This window comes from Nitratireductor lacus (assembly GCF_056431025.1).
The window spans coordinates 1-18,798 of sequence record NZ_JBWKMB010000027.1; the positions used below are offsets into that span (position 1 = coordinate 1).

Annotated in this window: 24 protein-coding genes and 1 pseudogene; 10 read left to right on the forward strand and 15 right to left on the reverse strand. The window is 57.0% G+C overall.

What is annotated here, in order from left to right; all coding sequences use genetic code 11:
• A partial coding sequence (locus AC07E3_RS18745; RefSeq protein WP_478363985.1) for a hypothetical protein occupies positions 1-280 on the forward strand: 280 nt, incomplete at its 5' end.
• 307 nt (positions 281-587) lie between these two features.
• On the opposite strand, the gene AC07E3_RS18750 is transcribed toward AC07E3_RS18745, so the two are convergent.
• The gene (locus AC07E3_RS18750; RefSeq protein ID WP_478363987.1) at positions 588-1,178 is read right to left on the reverse strand and encodes a hypothetical protein; all 591 of its coding nucleotides are present in this window, start codon (positions 1,176-1,178) and stop codon (positions 588-590) included.
• 53 nt (positions 1,179-1,231) lie between these two features.
• On the opposite strand from AC07E3_RS18750, the gene AC07E3_RS18755 reads away from it, so the two are divergent.
• Entirely contained in the window at positions 1,232-2,155 is a 924-nt protein-coding gene (locus tag AC07E3_RS18755; protein ID WP_478363989.1) for a DMT family transporter, read from the forward strand.
• Between the two features lie 28 nt (positions 2,156-2,183).
• Here AC07E3_RS18755 and AC07E3_RS18760 read toward each other — a convergent pair whose 3' ends face one another.
• From AC07E3_RS18760 to AC07E3_RS18785, 6 genes are all read right to left on the reverse strand, one after another.
• Positions 2,184-2,438: a hypothetical protein gene (locus tag AC07E3_RS18760; RefSeq protein WP_217677733.1), complete on the reverse strand. Its 255-nt coding sequence runs from the start codon at positions 2,436-2,438 to the stop codon at positions 2,184-2,186.
• Between the two features lie 16 nt (positions 2,439-2,454).
• Positions 2,455-2,682 (reverse strand): type I toxin-antitoxin system ptaRNA1 family toxin, encoded by a 228-nt coding sequence (locus AC07E3_RS18765; RefSeq protein WP_217677732.1) that lies wholly within the window; start codon positions 2,680-2,682, stop codon positions 2,455-2,457.
• A gap of 71 nt (positions 2,683-2,753) precedes the next feature.
• Entirely contained in the window at positions 2,754-4,145 is a 1,392-nt protein-coding gene (gene trbL / locus AC07E3_RS18770) for a P-type conjugative transfer protein TrbL (protein WP_478363992.1), read from the reverse strand.
• Positions 4,146-4,164: 19 nt separating this feature from the next.
• On the reverse strand, positions 4,165-4,401 hold the full coding sequence (gene trbK / locus AC07E3_RS18775) for an entry exclusion lipoprotein TrbK (protein WP_217677730.1): 237 nt from the start codon (positions 4,399-4,401) through the stop codon (positions 4,165-4,167).
• A gap of 9 nt (positions 4,402-4,410) precedes the next feature.
• Positions 4,411-5,172 (reverse strand): P-type conjugative transfer protein TrbJ, encoded by a 762-nt coding sequence (trbJ, locus tag AC07E3_RS18780; protein WP_478363994.1) that lies wholly within the window; start codon positions 5,170-5,172, stop codon positions 4,411-4,413.
• On the reverse strand, positions 5,165-5,461 hold the full coding sequence (locus AC07E3_RS18785) for a hypothetical protein (protein WP_217677728.1): 297 nt from the start codon (positions 5,459-5,461) through the stop codon (positions 5,165-5,167). Before AC07E3_RS18785 ends, trbJ begins: the two co-directional genes overlap by 8 nt.
• Positions 5,462-5,586: 125 nt before the next feature.
• Between AC07E3_RS18785 and AC07E3_RS18790 the strand changes: the two genes are divergently transcribed.
• Positions 5,587-6,264, forward strand: coding sequence for a hypothetical protein (locus AC07E3_RS18790; protein WP_478363996.1), 678 nt, complete (start codon positions 5,587-5,589; stop codon positions 6,262-6,264).
• Positions 6,265-6,481: 217 nt separating this feature from the next.
• Here AC07E3_RS18790 and AC07E3_RS18795 read toward each other — a convergent pair whose 3' ends face one another.
• The gene (locus AC07E3_RS18795) at positions 6,482-9,412 is read right to left on the reverse strand and encodes a DEAD/DEAH box helicase (RefSeq protein WP_478363998.1); all 2,931 of its coding nucleotides are present in this window, start codon (positions 9,410-9,412) and stop codon (positions 6,482-6,484) included.
• Positions 9,413-9,862: 450 nt separating this feature from the next.
• Positions 9,863-10,231, reverse strand: a complete 369-nt coding sequence (gene traJ / locus AC07E3_RS18800; RefSeq protein ID WP_478364000.1) for a conjugal transfer transcriptional regulator TraJ — start codon at positions 10,229-10,231, stop codon at positions 9,863-9,865.
• A gap of 483 nt (positions 10,232-10,714) precedes the next feature.
• Between traJ and AC07E3_RS18805 the strand changes: the two genes are divergently transcribed.
• The 4 genes from AC07E3_RS18805 to AC07E3_RS18820 are packed head-to-tail and all read left to right on the forward strand — an operon-like array spanning position 10,715 to position 12,245.
• Entirely contained in the window at positions 10,715-10,984 is a 270-nt protein-coding gene (locus AC07E3_RS18805) for a hypothetical protein (RefSeq protein WP_478364002.1), read from the forward strand.
• Positions 10,981-11,421, forward strand: a complete 441-nt coding sequence (locus tag AC07E3_RS18810; protein WP_478364004.1) for a methyltransferase family protein — start codon at positions 10,981-10,983, stop codon at positions 11,419-11,421. The genes AC07E3_RS18805 and AC07E3_RS18810 overlap by 4 nt, the downstream gene beginning before the upstream one ends.
• Positions 11,422-11,436: 15 nt before the next feature.
• Complete coding sequence (locus tag AC07E3_RS18815) at positions 11,437-11,928, forward strand: hypothetical protein (protein ID WP_478364006.1); 492 nt, start codon at positions 11,437-11,439, stop codon at positions 11,926-11,928.
• A 2-nt stretch (positions 11,929-11,930) separates the two neighbouring features.
• Positions 11,931-12,245, forward strand: a complete 315-nt coding sequence (locus tag AC07E3_RS18820) for a hypothetical protein (protein WP_217677721.1) — start codon at positions 11,931-11,933, stop codon at positions 12,243-12,245.
• Here the strand turns inward: AC07E3_RS18820 and relB are convergent.
• The 4 genes and pseudogenes from relB to AC07E3_RS18840 all read right to left on the reverse strand — a co-directional run.
• A pseudogene (relB, locus tag AC07E3_RS18825) lies at positions 12,204-12,377 on the reverse strand (type II toxin-antitoxin system RelB family antitoxin); the annotation flags it as partial. The gene AC07E3_RS18820 and the pseudogene relB overlap by 42 nt on opposite strands.
• A 10-nt stretch (positions 12,378-12,387) precedes the next feature.
• Positions 12,388-12,624 carry an XRE family transcriptional regulator gene (locus tag AC07E3_RS18830; RefSeq protein WP_478364049.1) on the reverse strand — a complete coding sequence of 79 codons (237 nt, stop codon included), beginning with the start codon at positions 12,622-12,624 and terminating at the stop codon, positions 12,388-12,390.
• Positions 12,624-12,950, reverse strand: coding sequence for a type II toxin-antitoxin system RelE/ParE family toxin (locus AC07E3_RS18835; RefSeq protein WP_217677720.1), 327 nt, complete (start codon positions 12,948-12,950; stop codon positions 12,624-12,626). The genes AC07E3_RS18830 and AC07E3_RS18835 overlap by 1 nt, the downstream gene beginning before the upstream one ends.
• Complete coding sequence (locus tag AC07E3_RS18840; protein ID WP_217677719.1) at positions 12,947-13,198, reverse strand: antitoxin; 252 nt, start codon at positions 13,196-13,198, stop codon at positions 12,947-12,949. Before AC07E3_RS18840 ends, AC07E3_RS18835 begins: the two co-directional genes overlap by 4 nt.
• A gap of 201 nt (positions 13,199-13,399) precedes the next feature.
• On the opposite strand from AC07E3_RS18840, the gene AC07E3_RS18845 reads away from it, so the two are divergent.
• From AC07E3_RS18845 to AC07E3_RS18855, 3 genes are all read left to right on the forward strand, one after another.
• A complete protein-coding gene (locus tag AC07E3_RS18845) occupies positions 13,400-14,098 on the forward strand; it encodes a recombinase family protein (protein WP_254799468.1) in 699 nt (232 codons plus the stop codon).
• Complete coding sequence (locus AC07E3_RS18850) at positions 14,095-14,244, forward strand: hypothetical protein (RefSeq protein WP_217677718.1); 150 nt, start codon at positions 14,095-14,097, stop codon at positions 14,242-14,244. The genes AC07E3_RS18845 and AC07E3_RS18850 overlap by 4 nt, the downstream gene beginning before the upstream one ends.
• A gap of 131 nt (positions 14,245-14,375) precedes the next feature.
• Entirely contained in the window at positions 14,376-16,532 is a 2,157-nt protein-coding gene (locus AC07E3_RS18855; RefSeq protein WP_478364010.1) for a KAP family P-loop NTPase fold protein, read from the forward strand.
• Positions 16,533-17,195: 663 nt separating this feature from the next.
• On the opposite strand, the gene AC07E3_RS18860 is transcribed toward AC07E3_RS18855, so the two are convergent.
• Positions 17,196-17,909 carry a hypothetical protein gene (locus AC07E3_RS18860; protein ID WP_478364012.1) on the reverse strand — a complete coding sequence of 238 codons (714 nt, stop codon included), beginning with the start codon at positions 17,907-17,909 and terminating at the stop codon, positions 17,196-17,198.
• A 37-nt stretch (positions 17,910-17,946) separates the two neighbouring features.
• Entirely contained in the window at positions 17,947-18,798 is an 852-nt protein-coding gene (locus AC07E3_RS18865) for a helicase RepA family protein (protein WP_217677715.1), read from the reverse strand.

Below are 18,798 nucleotides of genomic sequence, written 5' to 3' on the forward strand. Positions count from 1 at the left end.
AACTTCGACTTCTTCATGGAATTCTCCTTCTCCCATGGCAGGGATCATAATTGGAAAATTCCAGTTCAGAACGGTCCGAAATCCGGGTGGCACGTCAAGTGAGTTTGGCGTAAAAAAAAATACCGTTACAACCGCCGAATGGACTGACGGTATTCGGCAAAGCGCCCGAGTTCAAGCCTTCGGTATACCGTCAGACATACCGACAAAGCGGATTTTATGCTCAAATTGGCAAAGGCTGGCCAAAATTGGGCCAGGCTGGAAAATCTATCAATTTCAATAAATTAGGGCCGGCGGAAGTTTCCTCACGCCAGCCCCGATTGGAAAATGGCTATTCCCACTCGATTATCAACAAAAGAAATTAATCGTTTAAAAACAATTAATTATAATATCAACCTCGTACGATGCCATGAGAAATACCACATGCCACTCAATGACACGCAGGGAACCTCTTTCACCTCGTTAAGTCACGCATTGTCTCCCACTAGACCCTATAAGAAGTGCTGGAGCAGCTCAAAGCAACCGCGTTCCGATGCTTGCGCAAGCTTGAGACCGCCTGCATCTCGATGCGCTCCAGCCGGAGCCGGATATCATTCCGATCCCGCTTGATGGGGCAACGCGCCCAGCCTCAATTGGGCCTCGGTGATCTCCACCCGCACGGGAACTCCTAGAAGCCGCTCAGCTTCCTTCTGGTGTTCCATCACATCGCCTTCGACTGGCAGGCTGGTTAGAACCACCTCGCCGGTTCGTTCGTCCGCATGCGTACCCTGTAGGCCAGGAAAGAGGCCGGCCAGCTCAGCGGAGTTGTCTGTCAACGCCTGGCGCAGCTCGGCCTGGGTGTAGGGCACGCCGGTAATGAAGTTCACCACCAGGGTTTCTCCGCACACATCGTCGAAAACCTGCGATTCAACCGGGTCCACGCTGGTCAGCCGCACAACAATACGGTGTTCTGGGGTGTTGTCCCGATAGATGCCGGCGAGGTGCTCTCGGTGTGTGGTGCGCAGTTCCTCGATCAGGCCATCCGTGGCGAGCTGCACCCGGAGACGATCCCGCTCGGCCTCGGTGTCACCGTCCAGAAAATCGGCGCTGCAATCGAATGCCTGCCGGGCCTCGGCATGGGCCTCGATGGCCAGCGTTGAGAGAAGGGCGGTAAAAATAACGACGATTCTGCTTTTCATCATGTCTCCTCATCGGCAATGTATTGGCCAGAATTTTGACACCAAGGGCCCTTCTTTTGAGTGTTGTTGCCACATCCAGTTCGCCACGGCCAGGCTTCGGCCCGGTCCTCGTCGCTCTGGGGGCCATGCTGTGGGGCACGGTCGGCATCGCGTCCAAAACGCTCTACGGCATCGAGGACGTGCCGCCGCTGGTGGTTGGGTTCTTCCGCCTGGCTCTGGCCGTGCCGCTGCTGGCCGCCTGGTGCTGGTGGCGGCTCGGGCCGGCCACCTTCCATTTTCCCGGCCGCGATCTGTTCCGCATCGCCACCCTGGGTGTGGCCATGGCGCTCTACCAGGTGTTCTATTTCCAGGCCGTCGCCCTGATTGGCGTGGCCTTGGCCACCCTCATCACCATTTGCTCGGCCCCGGTCTTGGTCGGCGCGGCCGCCGTGATCCTCCTGGACGAGCCGGTGACACGCCGGATCGTGACGGCGTTGCTGATCGGTCTGGTAGGGGCGGGCCTCTTGGTGGGCGTGCCGTCGGACGCCGGCGACCCGGTCGGCGTGCTGCTGGCCCTGGGGTCGGCGCTCTCCTATGCGGTGTTCGTGCTGTGCAGCCGGTCCCTGGCACACCATGACCCTGGCAAGATCATCGTCGTGGGGTTCGGGGCGGGGGCTTTGTTCCTAGCTCCGTTCGCTCTCACTGCCGATGTCCAGTTCGGTACCTGGTCGGTGTCGGCATGGGCGGCGCTGCTGTATGTGGGCCTGGTGCCCACTGCCCTGGCGTACCTGCTGTATTTTCGAGGGATGCGGGACACGCCGGCAACGCCGGCCAGCATCCTGGCCCTGGCGGAACCGCTGACGGCCACCGTGCTGGCCTTCGTGCTGTTCGATGAACGTTTGAGCCTGCCGGCGATTATCGGGGCGGCGCTGCTCATGCTGACGATGGTTATCCTGCTGCGGGGATCTAGGCCGGGGAAGGGGACGCCAGAGGGGAATTGAAAAGGGCGGCTCTTGGCCGCCCTGGGTGTTACTGCTTTTCACGCTTCTCGCGCCTCCGAAGCCCTGCAAGGCGCTCTGCTTGAGATTGCCCCCACTTCCCGGCAGAAAAAAAATAGCGATCTCTGAAAGCGTCCAGACGCTCCCGCAGGCGTTCCATCTGAGGTCCGTAGCCTTTCGCGTCAAGCATTTGACCCAAGGCCCAGAACGCAAAAATTATGCAACACACCAAAGCCAGCACTAGCATCCATTCCGAGATGGTTTGCGGGGGAATGTTGAAGTCCATAACAACTCCTGGGTGATTAGTTTCGCAGTGCCCGCCGAATCTCGGCGCGGGCCTGTAGAAAATCCTCGCGGGTCGCGAGGCCCGTTTCGGCCTGGTAGAACAGGACCATGAACATGTTAGCCGTTGCCTCGGCCAGCGGCCCCAGCTCGCGGGCCGCGGCCTGGTCCAGCCAGTCGATGGTGTTCAGCCCCGCGGCCGCGTGCTGAATTGCTTGTGAAACATCGGTAGTATATTGCGTTGCCATGTCGATCACCTCTCGCACAGGTGGTCAATGGAAGTGCCGGCCGTGCACACCTGCCGCCGGCCGGCGCGTTTTCAGGTCCTAGAACCCTTCCTCACAAACTGAGCGACTTCGGATTTTGTATCGACGCTGGCGTCCGTGTTTTGCATCATGTCCATCGCCGCTTCTGCAAAGCCGGACTGTTCTTCCTGCATTCGCGTACCACTGCCCACTCCTCCCGTAAGGCTATTGCCATCAAACCTGGGCGCGTCGTTGGCTCCCATAGCATTATCGACCTTCGCCGCCAGGCCTTCGGGACTTCCTGGTGTTGGAATTGGAGCCTGCTTTGTTTTGCCCGTTGCTAAGTTCGCCATGGTGTCAGCACCGAACCGGGTCATCTTAGCCGCTGCACCTGCAATGCCTCCCTGAACGCCGCCGAGAGGGCGAGCAAGCAGATCGCTGCCAGCGTTGATGTTCTGACCTGCCATAGAGGCGGCGGCCACGATCTTTCCGGCACCGGCCGTGGCAAGGCTTCCGACAGTCATTGCAGCAGCACCCGCCGTGGTGGCCGCACCGAACATGGCGCCGGCACCAAAGCTGCCCGCAGCACCCACACTGCCAACGGCGCTGCCCGTGACAATGCCGGCGAGCATTGGGGGAATCTTGTTCACGAGGAACAGCAACATCACCCCAACCACTAGAATCACACTCAGATCGTGTTTCGACAAACCATCACTGATCTGCGCGTAATAGCCGTCGATAAAATCCTTGCCGATGGCGACGATAAGTACCATCCCCATTAACTGCGCCGCGATCCCGAGGATCGCGCGGTAGTAACCGATGGCCAGCTCGGAGGTCCAACGGCTGCCCCCCATACCCAAGAAGAACACTCCGCCATAGAGCAAAACCCAAGCGGACACCTGAACAATCAGCAGATTCACCGCGATAATGGCCATGATAATCAGCATCACGAGACCAAGAACTTGCATGATGAGCGAATCCGCCCAGCCACCCAATCCAATCCCCCTGACCGATTCGCGCGCCTTCTCATCCAGCTCGAAGCCCATATCCAGGATGGCGGAAGGGCCGAGTTTGGTGGACCCGAGACCTCCCGCCTCCCCGGCAAGCTGTTTCAACGAATCCACAATGGTGCCGGCGATGTTGTAGCCGGAAACCGCATTGGACAGGAAAAACCAAAAAATGCCGATGAACATGGTAAAGCGGAAGAACTCGGCGAAGAACTCGCCAATATCGGCCTTCCGCAAAATCATGGTTCCGGCAGTCCAGACTAAAGAGATCGTCGCTAGGGACCAAAATAGCCGGGTTGCCGCACTGACGATGGTGCTGCTCCATTGCGAGGACGCACTTTCGAACCGGCTCAGTGCATCATCCATGACGTTGGCACCTTGAACGTCAGCAAGCGCCGGTTCGGCAACGAGCAGGATCACCGCGAGAGTCAATAACCCTTTCCAAACGTTGGATTTCATCAGTTCCACCACTTAGCGATTAATATTTGGATGGAGCGCTTGGCTTGAAACCAGGCCTGTTCAAAGCCTCGATCCTCTTGATCGTTTCGCACTCGTCGAGGAACGCGATCCGATCCGCTTCCCGGCTCATTTGGTCCAAAGCCTTCTGGATGTAATCGTCCGCGCAGGTGCTTGCTGTCGCCTCTACCTTGGAGTCGCCGCAGCCGGCCAAGCCGACCGCGATGACCAGTGCCGCGATGAAACGCATCGTTTTCATACGCCCTCCTCAATATTTTGACGGAGCACTGGGCTTAAACCCGGGCTCGTTTAGTGACTCGATTATCGCGTCCGTCCTGGCTTTCTCGTTGGCCTCATCCTGCATTTTGGCGGTGACGGCCGCTTGTTGCGCTACCAGCGCCGTGCGCATCTGAAGGAGCTGATAGGCTTGTTGGCCTGCGAGCTGATTGGCGTAGCCGATGGCTTCCATCTGACCGCGCGCGCCCTTCGCGGCGCCCTGAAGCCGTTTGAGCTGCCGGGCGTCATCCTTTAGGTCTTCGAGCTGACCGGCGGCAATTTCCGCGCTAGCTTTGTTGGCCTCGGTGCGCGCTTCTGATGCCACCGCCTTCGCCTCGTCCAGCTTGGCGCGTTCCGCAGCAGTGCAGTTGCCGCCGTTGAAGCACGGACTGTTCCGGTAGAAATCCAGGTCCTGGAATTTCTCAAGGTAGCTATCCAGGCTGCCGAACTGGTTTTGCAGTTGGCTGAGCCGGTCGGTGGCGGCCAGCAGGCCGTCGATGGTGCCCTGGGCCTGGTCCCAAATCTGCTGGGCCGGGGCGAGCGAGTTTTGCAGTTGGTTTTCATACTGCTGCAACTGCGTCTGGTACTGCTCGATCTGCTTGAGCGTCTGAGACGCGCTCTCGATCGCGGTCATGATGTTTTGCGTCAGGTTGGTGCCGTCCATTACAGGGATGCCGGCATGAGCTGGCGAAAACGGAATGGCGACCAAGCTCAGAACGGCGGCCGCACTGATGGCGATGATGGTTTTACGCATCGTCGGATTCCTCCGGTTTGATTGAATTTTTAGCGGCTAAATTGGCCGGGCCAGGAACGGGCTGGCTTAGCAGGTTGCCAGCCAGGAGATCAGCGACAGCCTCGGTCGGGTAATAGAATTTGCGCCCGACTTTAACGCGTCGTGCATGAAGAACTTTGGCCCACTCTTCCACACGAATTGATAACGCCGCCTTGACCGTGGCAGGGCGCCTGTTCAGAACTTCGCCTAATTCGTCCGAGTCAAGCGTGGGGCCATATTTCTCCAGAAGAAACTCAAGTGTTCGGCTCACAAAAAAGCACCTCGTAGAAATGAATCACAAGGTGAATATTGCCGAAACTTCTGCCATTATTTAGTGTATGTTTTGGGATTTTTTTCTACACCATATAGAACCAGATATTATTTAGCTAAACACTTATGAAAAACCGCACTGAACTCGCACGGGAAATCACCCAATCAGTAGCCCTTTTGTATGAATTAGCACGACGGGTAGCGATTCCAGAAAAGCCGGAAACGGCTTATAGCTGCTACCATTTTTCCAGCGTTTACGATGGCTATTCGCAGGAGGCCACGCAAACGAACACAACAAAAAAATGGCACCCGTTTTTCCGGGGTGATCGACCGCTAACAAAGCGGGCGTTGGATATGCTGGAATCGGTTCCAATGTGGGCGGATGCACGACAGGTCTACCACAGCGGCCCCGCTGGCCTCTGGCGGGCGCTGTGGGGCGATATGTGCGATCAAGTTGCCTGTGTTCGGACTCATCCGAACTGCACTCCTAAAACCTCCTTGCACGATGCATGCCGTTTAGTTGAAATGTCAGTGCTGTGTGCCGGGAAAGGGGAGATCAGCCTCGTCGACCTTGTGCGGTCCGTGGCGCTCTACCGGTTGCGCTTGGAGATTGAACCAGCGGCTCGAATCGATGGCATCGGTTTGAACATGGCCGGTTGCGCATGGAGCCTGATACAAAGCTGTCTCGACGAAAGCGCCGTTTTGGGTGAGCTGGATGCACTCAGGGTCAAGGAACCGATCCACCGGGAGCTAGCCGCTCTTGAAACAACGCGGGCGGCCACCACCCCTCGATTAGCCCTTTGATTGAGGATGTCGTAGCTGGGGGTAAACAGAATCCATCGGAGTGTAGCTGGCAATCAATCAACAACATGCCACGCCGTGGCCGCGCTGAACGAGGTCGTTGATGAAGATGGCTTTTTCTCCACCTGATGAACGACAGGCACAGCATGACAATCATTCCCGTTGCGGGGAACGATACCAGTTGAGCGCCAGTCCATCTCGACAAGTAGGTGCTAGCAACCTAAGCACTGGTCAACCATTGGGCCTTGGCCGCTCCGCCACGCTGTGCGTAGTCCAATCCATAAACCATCAGGTCGGCGAGGTGCGCATCCACAGCCCCCCTCGATATACCCGGTTGCACACCAAAGATTTCAAACACCAGTCCCGTTGGCGGGGTGTTTTCAAGCGCCTGTTTCAGGATGTCGAGATTTCCTCGAATAAACTGCGACGGATTACGGTGACGACCTGGGTTGATCCGATGCTCAACGTGCTGAACAAGCACTGTAGCATCGCAATAGGCGATGGATTTCAACATTTGCCCCGACACTTCATAGACATCGCCTACGCGCCCACCTGAAGGTGCGCCACCTGCGCCTTTGCAGTGGTAAAGCCTGACCACGAGGGAGCCGTCCGGATTTTGTACAACTGCTATATAGTCGGCCGCCTCTCCGCTACGGTGGTCATAAACTAGCACAATAAGGTCAGCCAGTTCACACAGATGCTTCTCCAACCACCCATGAACACTGAGCCTTCCATCTGGTTGGTTAGGCCCGAATTCCAGGTCAATCTTGCAGTTATCCCAGGCAAGAACTTCGGCATCGCCATCACGAAGCTGCGTGACGACATTGGCTGCTGCGGCAGTAAGATTGACACCTATGAATGACGACTTGTCCGCTGCGTAAAAGACCGGAGGATGGTAGGATAGCCATGATGCCAGGTCCGTCCATTCATCATATCCTGAGACGATCTCTATGTCGTTTGCCCCGACCTTTGTGAACAAAGCTCCGCCCCCAAGGTCGAAGCAAAAGCTACTGCTGAAAGTATCGGAGACGACATCGAAGGCCATGGCCGAACGCGCTGCGTTTACCTGGAAATTGGCGAGATCGAGGTCGGTGATAATCCCATAGGTCCAAGGAGCTTCAAGTCCGGCCCGCCACCGGACGCGTAGCGCCAGGCGATAAGCTTGCTTGTGCCAGCCGGCGGCGATGATATGTTCCGGAATTTGGCGCAAGGTGCGCGCGTGCTGAATGATGTCGAGTTGCGATGCCGAAATCCCGCCGCCACCACCAAGTCTTCCGTTCAGCACAGTAATCCACTCGATGTATTCGGCGACCGTAAGACGTTGGTTAGACCAGATGCGCGAACTGCTGCTGGCACCTATCGTCTCACGTACCTCATCACCACCCACGCCGCTTCCGAAAAAGTGGCCCTGCGAATAGGCGCGGGCATCTCCAGTTGTAATTGCGCGCTCCGCCGCCGGACCTGTCATAACACGGTAAGACTCAGCCTGGGAATTCACTGCCGTGTTCCTCAAGCCGACATTGTAGAACCTAAGGCTGTTAAGCCCACTCAAGGCACGGCGCGTGCGCTCGTAGCTGATCGGTCTATGCTGATCAGGCAGCGACGCCTGTATGAGATCCTGATAGATGCGAGCGGTACGACGGGTCGAGCCGATATAGCACAAGTGCGATGCTTGATTGTAAGCCAGTAGAAATGCATCATGCCGCACGTTCAACAGCACATCGGAAGTCGCCCAGTTGGGTGGCGATGTGTCTACGGTCAGAAGCAACGTCACCAGCCCGTCTTCTGATGTCCACTGCTTAGCCACCCTCAAGTTGCGGCCAATAATGGCTCCAAATTGTGAGAAATCCGGCTGAGCTTGGCACTCGAATATTTGAGCGTGCGCGTAGAGCTCCAGTAAGAGAGGAGTCACGGAATCGTAGTCAGAGTCGGCCTGCTTGCTTATTTTGAGGAAATCCAGGACCTGACGGTCAGCTTCCGCCTCCGCAATCTGTGCACGCGCAACCTCGTCTATCATCTCTGCGATGTCGACGCCTTCCTTGAACAGCTTGACCGAAGCGTCTTTAAGTCGTGAGAGCGGTGCAACGAGCGTTGCATCGCCAGTCGCGGCATCGTTCGTACGTGCGAAGCGGCCAATGAACTGCAAAGTAGGGACTAGGGAGCGGTGCGGAGCGTGCAGCGCCGCGATCTTCAGCTTGGGGAAGTCATAGCCCTCACCGAACATGTCGACGCAGACGACACCATCGATCTCACCCGCGAGCAGTTCAGCTTCAGCCTTGTCCTGGGTGCGCTTCGATGCATGACTGTTGATAGTTCTCACACGTGCCCCCGCCTCTTCGTAGAGCCCTACCAGCTGCCGCGCTGACGCTATCGTCGCGGCACGGGCAAAAATGCGATGATCATAGCCGTTTGCTTGGTCAGCGCGCAGCCGCGCGACTGCCGTTCGCGCAACTGACCGGTCAATTTCGTCATCATCGTTGGCATTCCGCACTGGTGCCGGCGTGAACGTGACGCGCCCGAAAGCAGATTCTTTCGCAGCTTTTGAAACCGGATACCAATAGGCCATTCTGCCTGGGATTACCTTTCTATCCCGACGGAAGGGTGTAGCGGTCAAGAATACAAACTTTGCTCTGGGGTAATGTGCGAGGAAAGCTACCCATGTTTCTGCAGGGGCATGATGTGCCTCATCGAAGATGATCAGGTCAAAAAGGTTCTTTGCAGCCTCTGGCGCAACAACCGGAGAGAAACTCTGCGGTGTCGAGATAACGACGTCTTGTTCTTCAATTTTTGACCATGCCAAGGCGTCGGCGGGGGCACCCTTTTGACCGAGCACTGCGGGGTCAGGAGTAGTGGCGGCGATGACGCCGAGACGACGAAGGACAGAGAGCTCCTTAAAATGGCTAGTCGTTTGCTGCCGCAAAGCGTCAGATGGCTCTACGACCAGCATCCGACGAGCCCGCAACAAAAAGGGTAGGGCCATTAAGAGCGCCGTCTTCCCATAACCTGTCGGTAGGGACAGTATCGCTGGCTCATCATAAACCGAAAAATGCGCTAGCACGGAGTGCAATGCGCCCAATTGACCTGGACGAAAGCCCGTATTTGGCGCACCGATCAGATTTAATGCAAGATCATTGTCAGTAAAGTATGTCATATTGCCCCCCCTCCTTGACTGGACAAGATTCCGATACAATTCTCAAGTGCCGACAACCAGGTATCGTTTATGCTGTCGAGACAACCTTAGAGCAGCAAGGTTTTTCATTTAGGCTTGAGCTTGCTATCCAAGGAATTGATCGAAAATTTCAGCGACATCTTCCCGACGAAACGCCCACCATCGTGATCCAGACAGCCGAAATCAGCCGATCAACTCATGCCTCCACAGGAGAATCTCAGTGCAGCGATGGGTCGGTTTAAGCCATCTGGCCCGCTTCAGAACTTTACACTCTCTTCGGCTACCCTTGCAGAGCCCGGCTTTCTACAACACTGACCGCATCTAGGGACAACATGAGTTTCCGGCCGACCGCTCCTGTGTGCGCTTCGGCATCTCAAAAGATGCTTCGCTATTACTGGCACCACTCCGCAATTTTAGCCGCTAAAAAGGTTACTACTCAGCCCTCGGCCGAACCACGCCCATCATCACCTCGCCAAGCTCGTCTTGCGTTTCTTCAATCTTCGAGAGGAGGGCGTAGATCGTCCCTTCACCAAACCGGGCAGCCCGGATGTCATCTGTGAGCCACAGCTTGAGCAAGCCGCCGAGCCGCCCAAGGTCGCCATTGATGCGGGCCATCTCGCGGACGTGCTCGTAGTCCACGATGCCGGTGATTTTGTATCCCATACCGACCGTCAGCAGGAACGAAGACAGGCTCATTCCGGCCGCAGCAGCATTCTGCTCAATCGCAACCCGCTCGTTGGGCAGACAGTAGACCTTGATAGGCGTGCTGCCTTTTCTCGTGGGCTTTTCGTCGTCCATCATCAGCTGTCCTCATCTGATATGCCGGCGGTAGCCGGCCAGCCTCGCAGAGCAGGATTCTCGTTGAGCACCCCTGGTGCGAATAAGGGAAAGTGAAGATGGAACGCCCGCTTGCGGGTGGGCCTACTTCACCTATCCTGCCCGGCTTTCGCCGTTGAAAACTCCAAGGAAAGTCTATGCTAGAATCTCGGTAATTTCTTGCATCCCACTTGTAAAAACGGTGGCGCCCCAAGGGGCGCTAGGACCCGTGACAAATGCAGGTATTTCCCTGAGTTTTCATTGCCTAATACAGGCAAAAACAGAGAAATCCCAACTGGCAGATGATCGCCTTTCCTGGAGCGACTCCATGAAGTATTAGAGGCTGGAAGATGGTTTGCGGCCTATCCGGCCCTCATCTGTCACAACACGCCAAGATCGACACAAAAAAGCGAAAATCCGGAGCAGATCGGCGCATTTTCGCGGCTTATTTGACACTTGAAGGGCAGAATGGACGTTCTGATTGTTCTCTTTCTGGTTTTCGTGGCGGCGCCGTTCGCGCTGCTGATGTGGATGCCCGGCTGGAAGTCGTTCACGGTCGCGGCCGTGGTGATGCTCGGCTTGGTGGCCTGGTTCTGGATCAGCTTCGCCTTGATGCCGTCTCGAAGCGGATTCGGTATGGCCATGGTCAATATCCTTCGTCACGCCACGGTCGTGTCGGTCCTGGCCGGCATCGGGATCAAGGCCGCCCTACTTCGGAGAAAAGGAGGAAGTGCATGAGAATCCTGCCGCCTGCCCTGCTGCTGATCTTCGTTGTTGTCATGGTGATGTTGCGCCTGGTCGCACCTGGGCCGCTGTTGGTGCCTGCCCCCTCCCACTGGCTTGGCTTGGTGCCAATGGTGGGTGGCGCGGTGATGGCCATGGCCGGCTCTCGGCACTTCAGCCGCGTGGGTACCAACATTCGTACCTTCGATGATCCCGATAAACTGGTGACAGACGGCCTGTTTCGGTGGAGCCGCAATCCCATGTATCTGGGCTTTGCCCTGTTCCTAGTCGGCTTGGCGGTATTGCTGCAGAGCCTGGTTGCGTTCGTCCTGGCCGCCGTGTTCATTGCGATCACCGATCGGTGGTACATCCGCTTCGAGGAAGAGGCGATGCGGCGGAAGTTCGGGGCCGCCTACGCGGAATACGCGCACCAGACACGCCGTTGGCTGTAACCGGAGGTGCGGCACGTGACACTCAACATCGACAACGCCATCAAGCTGATCGGGCATTCGTCGGATCACCCCGGTCTGGACACGCTACTGAACGATGCCGGCATCGAGAAGCGGCCGGAGGACGACGACGACTTTACCTTGAGGCAGATCGAGGCGGGCAACGGGGCCGTGGTGCTCCAGTTCACCGCAGTTTACCAGGACAGCTATGGGCCACCCCGGAGTGAGGGGCCGCTGATCCTGGAAGACGTGACGGTTCAGAATCGGCGTTTTGAACAGGGGGTCGGGCCATTCACGGGCACCCTCCCCCTGGGACTCCGGCTGGACATGACGCAATCCGAGATTATTGAGCGGTTGGGCGAGCCGACATCAAGCATGGAATTCCTCGGCGGGTTCTTCCTGACCTATGACGGGCTGTTTCCGGAGCTGACGGTGAATATCCGGTTGGACCTGGCTACCCGGATCATGCATTTCGTCCGCTTCATGCCGGTGGAACTACAGGAGGCTTGACGATGGCGGCCATCATCGGATTCGGAGCAGGGTATCTGGTTCCCCTTGGCGTTTTGATCTGGGCAATCGCGCGGACCGTATTGACCAGGCCGAGGGCGCGCTATGCCTATTTAGTGGCGATCGTCGGGATGGTACTGCTCCTTCTGTTGCTGCTCGGGTTTGCCGGCGGCGGTGGATTGGTGGGATTGTTCGGCTTGGCCGCGACCATCATCGGCCTTGGCTTGGGTGGCTTGTGGGACCGGGCCGGCGCCCGGGTGGTAAGCTGGGGGTTTGTTCTATTGGTTGGAATGGTCGCTCTTGGCGGCATTGTCGCCTGAGTTGCCGGAGCGGTCCGGCCGCAATGCGGTCGCTCGCCGTTTGGCAAAATGAGTTTCTACTTGATCATGCGGAATGGCAGGGCGCGGATCGTCTAGCGCCTCCTGGACCTTGGAGCGAAACCAAGCGTCGTGTGTCAGTTTCTCAGCCATCGCCCTGCCCCAAGATTCGCAACGCAACACGCAGGCCGGCCGAGGCAGCCATGCTCACCAGCTCGTCGAGTTGAAAGCGGTCGATTTGATCGCGCAGCAGCTCGCGACCGCGAGGCAGTGTCACCCCGAATTGCCGGGCGGTTTCAGCCTCCGTCCAGCCCTTGCGGGCGGCATGGTCCTTTAGGGCCGCAACGAGCCGGCCGGCGTGCTGTTGCACTGCGGTGTCCATCACGAAGCGCCGCCCTCCCTGTTGAGCCTGTCCGCCAGTCGCGTCATGAGGTCCATGCGCTCATGCAGGATCGCCACGACCAACGCAGGTGCGCTCTCACGCGGCAGGCAAAAGACGTAATGATGTTCACAGCGCCCCATTCGCAGCGCCGGATAGAGTTCGCTCATATCCTTGAAAGAACCCCGGCCGGTCGCGAGGCTGGCAATCCCTTCCTCCAGCTTGGCGATATAGCGACGTACCTGCGCCGCGCCCCATTCCTTGCGCGTGTAACGGATGATGCCGCGCACATCGGCTTCTGCCTCCGCAGTGAGGACGAAAGCCGTCAAGCGCGGTCCCCGGCAAGTTCTTCATTCAGAATTTCGTTAATGCTCTTCGTGGACACCTTCCCCGCAAGCCCATCGTTGATGCGGTTTCCCAGCAGGGTTTTCAGTTCCTGCCATGCCTGGTCGGCATCAGCGTCGCCGGGGAACAAGCGTTCGAGGGCGTATTGCTTGATGGTCTTACCCTGCAAGGCGGCCAGCGCCTTCAGGCTTTGGTGCTGCTGGTCCGTTATATCGATTGTCAGGCGGCTCATTAGATAAGCTCCGTAGAATTACACAAACCCACATTAGCACATATGTAGGCGCTCGGTCACCTCCCTGCCGGCACCGTCGCAAAACTCCTACTTTGTGCAACATGGCTGGAAGCACCTGTTTCCTTAGCGTTCATACGTTGCAAAAGTTAGTCGCAATAGGTCTATAATCTGCGACGCAATTTGCAACATGATTGTGACGCCATGAGAGACAAACGCGACCCTGGCACGCTTGACCTAGAAACCAGCCGCTTGCTGATCGGCTATGCCAGGGTATCAACCGATGACCAGGATTTGAGAAATCAGCGCGACGAGCTGCAAGCGGCCGGCTGTTTGCGCATCTTTGCAGAGAAGATCACTGGCACCCATGCGAAGCGGCCGGAGTTGGCCCGGATGCTCGATCATCTGCGCGCGGGCGACGTGGTGATGGTCACGCGCCTGGACAGGTTGGCCCGGAGCACCCGCGATTTGCTGGATATAGCCGAGCAGTTGCAGGCCAAGGGCGCGGGCCTTCGCAGCCTGGCCGAACCGTGGGCGGACACAACCAGCCCCGCCGGCCGCATGGTGTTGACCGTGTTTGCCGGCATTGCCGAGTTCGAGCGGAGCTTGATCGTTGACCGCACCCGGCGTGGCCGTGAGGCGGCGCGAAAGCGCGGTGTGCAATTCGGCCGCCGCCCTGCCCTCACGCCCGGCCAGGTTAAACATGCCCGTGAATTGCTGTCCAATGGCCGCACGGCGAACGAAACGGCCGAACTGCTAGGCGTGCACCGGGCAACGCTTTATCGCGCCCTGCGCAGCCAGGAGATGAGCCAGAGGGCCGCAACCAAACACGGTGCTTTCCACGAGGACACCTTGACCGAAAGCGCCGCCCTAGCGGCAGCAGGACAGGAGCACGACCAGTGACGGAGAGCAGCGAACCCCGCGTGCGCGAGCTGACGTCGGCCGAGATCGAAGCGCTACGCAAGGAGATGCATGAGGCTATCGAGTGGGCGCAGGCCGAACTGGCCCGCCAGAGGCGGCATATGGAAAACAAAGTAGTGAAAGCCTGACGCTTGTGTCAAAACAGAAAGCCAAATGCAGTGCGGCACACCACCTTTTGAAATATTGTTTTCAATTTAGTTTTGAAAATTTGAATTAATTCCATCTCGGCCTATTTCTAATGAGTGCAGCGGGGGGTCAAATGAAAAACTATTTCAACGATAGTCCAATCGAAAGCAGTGACGACGACCAATACGGTGTTGCTCCGTTTGCCACTGCACTGGCAAAAAGCATCTTGAATATTGAAGAGCCGATCGGCACCACAATTGCCTTAAATGGACCGTGGGGCTCTGGGAAAAGTAGCGCGGTCAATCTGATACGATCAGCGCTGAACGATGCCAATGATCCTCGACTTGTTGTCGCCGAGTTCAAGTGTTGGTGGTACAGAGGCGAGGAGGCACTGGCCCTCGCATTCCTTCAAAACCTTAACGCCGTGTTGGGCTCAACGCTCAAAAACAAGGTCAAAGATCTAGTTCCGAGGCTGGGGCGTGGGATCTTGCAGGCAGGCCCCATAATCGGGCCAGCAATCGCTCTCACTCCAGCGGGACCGTTGGCCGGGTTGATCGGCGGCGCGTTCGATTTCGCAAAGCGTTTCTTTCCTGGGGGGGACACCTTAGAAACAACCTTTCAAAAGCTGGCCGAAGTGCTAGCTGAACAAGATCGGCGGTTTCTCGTCGTTATTGATGATTTGGATCGGTTGAGTCCGGACGAGGCCCTCGCAATTTTTCGACTGATCAAGTCGGTGGGTCGGTTACCCAACGTGATGTACCTTGTAGTGTTTGACAGGCAACTCGCCGAGAAGGCGGTTAGCGAGAGCTACCCGTCGGAAGGCCCTCACTTTCTCGAAAAGATCATACAAGCAGGATTTGAGCTTCCGGCCCCACTTCCTACGGACCTCAACAATGCCGTGCTGGCATCGATTTCCGAGATTTGTGGATCGCCCGACGAGGACCAGATCGTTCGCTTCATGAATGTCTTTTACGACGTCATTGCGCCGTTCGTCACTTCTCCTCGTCACGTAAGCCGCCTCCAAAATGCTATGAGCGTGACGTGGCCCGCAATTGCCGGCGATGTAAACTCGGCCGACTTTGTGGCTCTGGAAACTCTCAGACTTTATGAACCAGGTCTCTTCTCAGCTATAAAATCAAACAAGCAATTAGTATGCGGTACGCAAGGTCAGGGCGATGTAAACGGAAACGACCAAAGCCGATTTGATGTCTTCCTTAGGGTTGTGCCGGAAGATCGGCATGAGCTCGCAAGAACGGCTCTTCAGCGGCTTTTCCCTCGGCTAGAAAATATAGGCTACACCGGCGAATGGGTAAGCGAGTGGAGTTCAGAACGCCGAGTCTGCGTCGAAGCGCATTTCGATACCTACTTTCGTCTTTCCCTCAGTGATGAGGTTTTGTCGGCGGCACAAATTGATGAAATCATCGATAAGGCTGAGGATCAGAACTTCATACAGTCAGCGTTTAGAGAGGCATCCAAAGTTGAACGCCGGACAGGGCAGTCAATGGTCCCAGTGTATCTCGACGAACTTACGACGAATGGGAGGCGGGTCGAAAAGGCAAAGGTTGAGCCCCTACTGAGTGCCCTGTTTGAAATCCATGACGAAATTGATCAGCAAAAGGATGACGAAAGAGGCTTCATGGCGATGGTGAACACGAGCCTTCGTTACCATTGGCTCATAAGGCGTCTTACGCGAGATCGTTTTACGATCCAAGAGCGAACGGAAGTCTACTTGGAGGCAACCAAAAATGCGGCACTGGGGTGGCTCGTGGATTTTGTCTCTTCTGCCAGAGGGGATTACCAGGAACGTGAAGGCCGGCAGCCCACAAGGGAGGAAGATTGCCTCACAACGGAAGCCGCCTTGCCCGAGCTTTCAGATCGTGCATTGAACGCAATTCGTTCTGCAGCCGGTGAAGGAACGCTCCTAGGTCATCCAGATTTGCTTTACATCCTTCATCGGTGGGTGGATTTTCTGGACAATGACCCATCTGAAGTTCGAGCTTGGACGGATGCGTTGCTAGCCGAGCCCAAGGGCCTAGTCACGCTCGCGCAAGCGATGACAGGGGAGTCGTGGTCCATGGGCATGGGTGGCTTCGGTTCACTCGGTGATCGTGTGTCGAAGCGTTCCGTTACCGCACAAATCAGGGATGACACGGACATTATTGACACCACGTCTTTTCATGAAGCGCTTGAAGCTGTTCAAGACAATGAGGCGCTTAACGATGAAGAGAGAGAAATTGTACGTGTTTTTCTTGAAGCATGGGATCGTCAAAGACGTGGAGGTGACGATTAATTTTCACCACGAACCACTTGCACGGAATAACTTCTCTGTCCGTCTAATGGAGACATTCATTCAAATCGCCGCAAAGTCCGCCCTCCAGTCTTTACAGACCTTCGCACATCGCGCAGCCAACGACTGCTTTCAGGAACGGCTTGAGAGCCAACGAACGTCCGAAATGGAGCCACGTTGCTAGCCAGAGTGCGGTCTTGGCCTGAATGTAGTGGTCAGCCGAAACCTGTCTGCCCTCTTTCCACCCCGACCAAGACCTTCCCACGGCCTACACTATACTTGTCTTCTGAGCGCTGCACTTCTCTGCTGAAATTGGCCGCTTGGCTCTGTAATTCTCAATAACGGATTCCATAGCGCCCGTTTTCCTCCAAACTTCGCCAGAGGATTTTAGCCGCTAAAATTTGGGCTTCAGCTTTCTGGCAATGACCACGGCCACGTCGAGGGCTGACACCATCTTCCTCCTGGCGTTCAACCATCGGCCTATGGCCGATCGATGAAGCCCGACAGGGCCTTATCGACCAATGTGCAAGCGCCCGCCTCAAGCGGGCGGTTACACCGCCTGGATATCCTAAAATATCCTGGACATCCTGCCAAAACCGCAAAAATTCGGGCCGCTGTGAGTTGTCGCCGGGCCGGTGTGAGATGCCATCGGGCCGCTGTGAGTCGCTACCGGGCCGCTGTGAGACGTTTCACCCGGTTTTCGGTATCTATCTCAATGCCCATCTCGCGCAAACGCTCGGCATCCTCCTTGAGCCTGTAGCGACAATTGCACATCATCTTGCTGCTGGCAGCAGCGCCGCATACAGCACGAATCAATGTATCCAGATACCATCCGCCGGCCGGATCATGTTTGTGTGTGAGCACATGCCGGGCGACCGCTTGGCTGATCCCATGCTGCAACCTGGCTATGGGTGCAGGCGGGTAGTACAGGGACAAGTCCCTTTCCAGCAGCATCACCAGGGCGACGCCCAGCCGGACGCGCCACAAATGACGCACGCCGCCAGTGAGTGGGTCGTGGCGTGTCATAGGTGATGGGATAACGTGGTCGATCAGGCCACCGATGATGCAGTCACCACTCCTCTCCAGTTCTGGCGTCACGATCTCTACTGTGGCGGCTCGCAGGTCGATCAGCAGCTTCTTGATGCGGCCGTGGCTGTACTGATGATCCGATAGCGTCCGGCGCAGATTTGCCGGGTCAACTAGCAGTTCGACGCCACCGTCTGAGATTTCGCGGCGCCGTTCGGCCACGTACAGCATGGACTCCACGATATCGGCGTGACGCTGGCCAAGCCTGCCCGTTACTCGGCATCGACCAAATCCGGTTTCCATCCACTGTCCCATACGTTCTTGTGGACGCTGGCTAGGCTGATAGATCATCACTCGGGCCTGCAATGCCGTGCTGGTCGGGGCGACCTGGTTACCAGTTATCATTGCCGCCCCTCGCTACGGATTTCAGCTTGTTAGGCGACTGGCGTTTCTGCCGCTCAAGTACGGCCGGCTTGAGGACGCCGCCTTCGTGTCGCCTGAACCAACATTCCTGGAAAGGCGCACCGTAGTTTGCTTTGCTGACACCATAGCGAACGAAGTACCCACGCTGGCTTCCATCAACGCCCCACTCCTCGGCCTCGGCCTGCGTCATGCCGGACAGATACGATTGCCACCGGATATTGTCGACCAGTACGGATGACCCACGACTGGCCTGCTGTTGGTCGCCGCCTCCCATCATGCTCGCGCCCTTGTTGGCATGGTGCAAAAACACGATAGAGCAGCCAGTATCGGCAGCTATGGCCTCCATGCGGCCAACGACTTGCGCCATAGGCCCGCTGGCGTTCTCCTCCTCGATGTGGAAGCGGCGTAAGGTATCCAAGACCATCAGACGACGACCCTCAGCGACCCGCCTGAGAGCATCGAACCAGTCAAGGGCCATGAGGTTGGGGCATTTGCCAATCAGCGGTTCAATCAGCAGGCCATTAGCCACGGCTTGCCGCTGCTCAGCTGTGAGGTGTGCGCCAAGGGCATGCAATCGGTGATAGATAGCGATGGGAGGGTCTTCAGCAGGTAGGTAGACCACCGGGCCGGTGGGCAGCTCGCCGACTTCCAGCAGATCAGCGCCGCCCGCAATCTGTGCAGCCAATTGCAGGGCAAGCATGGATTTACCGGCCCCGCCGGGCGATACAAGCGCGCCTACAGTGCCCACAACCATATTGGGTAAAACGTAATCAAGCGGCGGCGGCAATTCAGTGAAGGCCGCCATAAGGTCAAGGGCCAT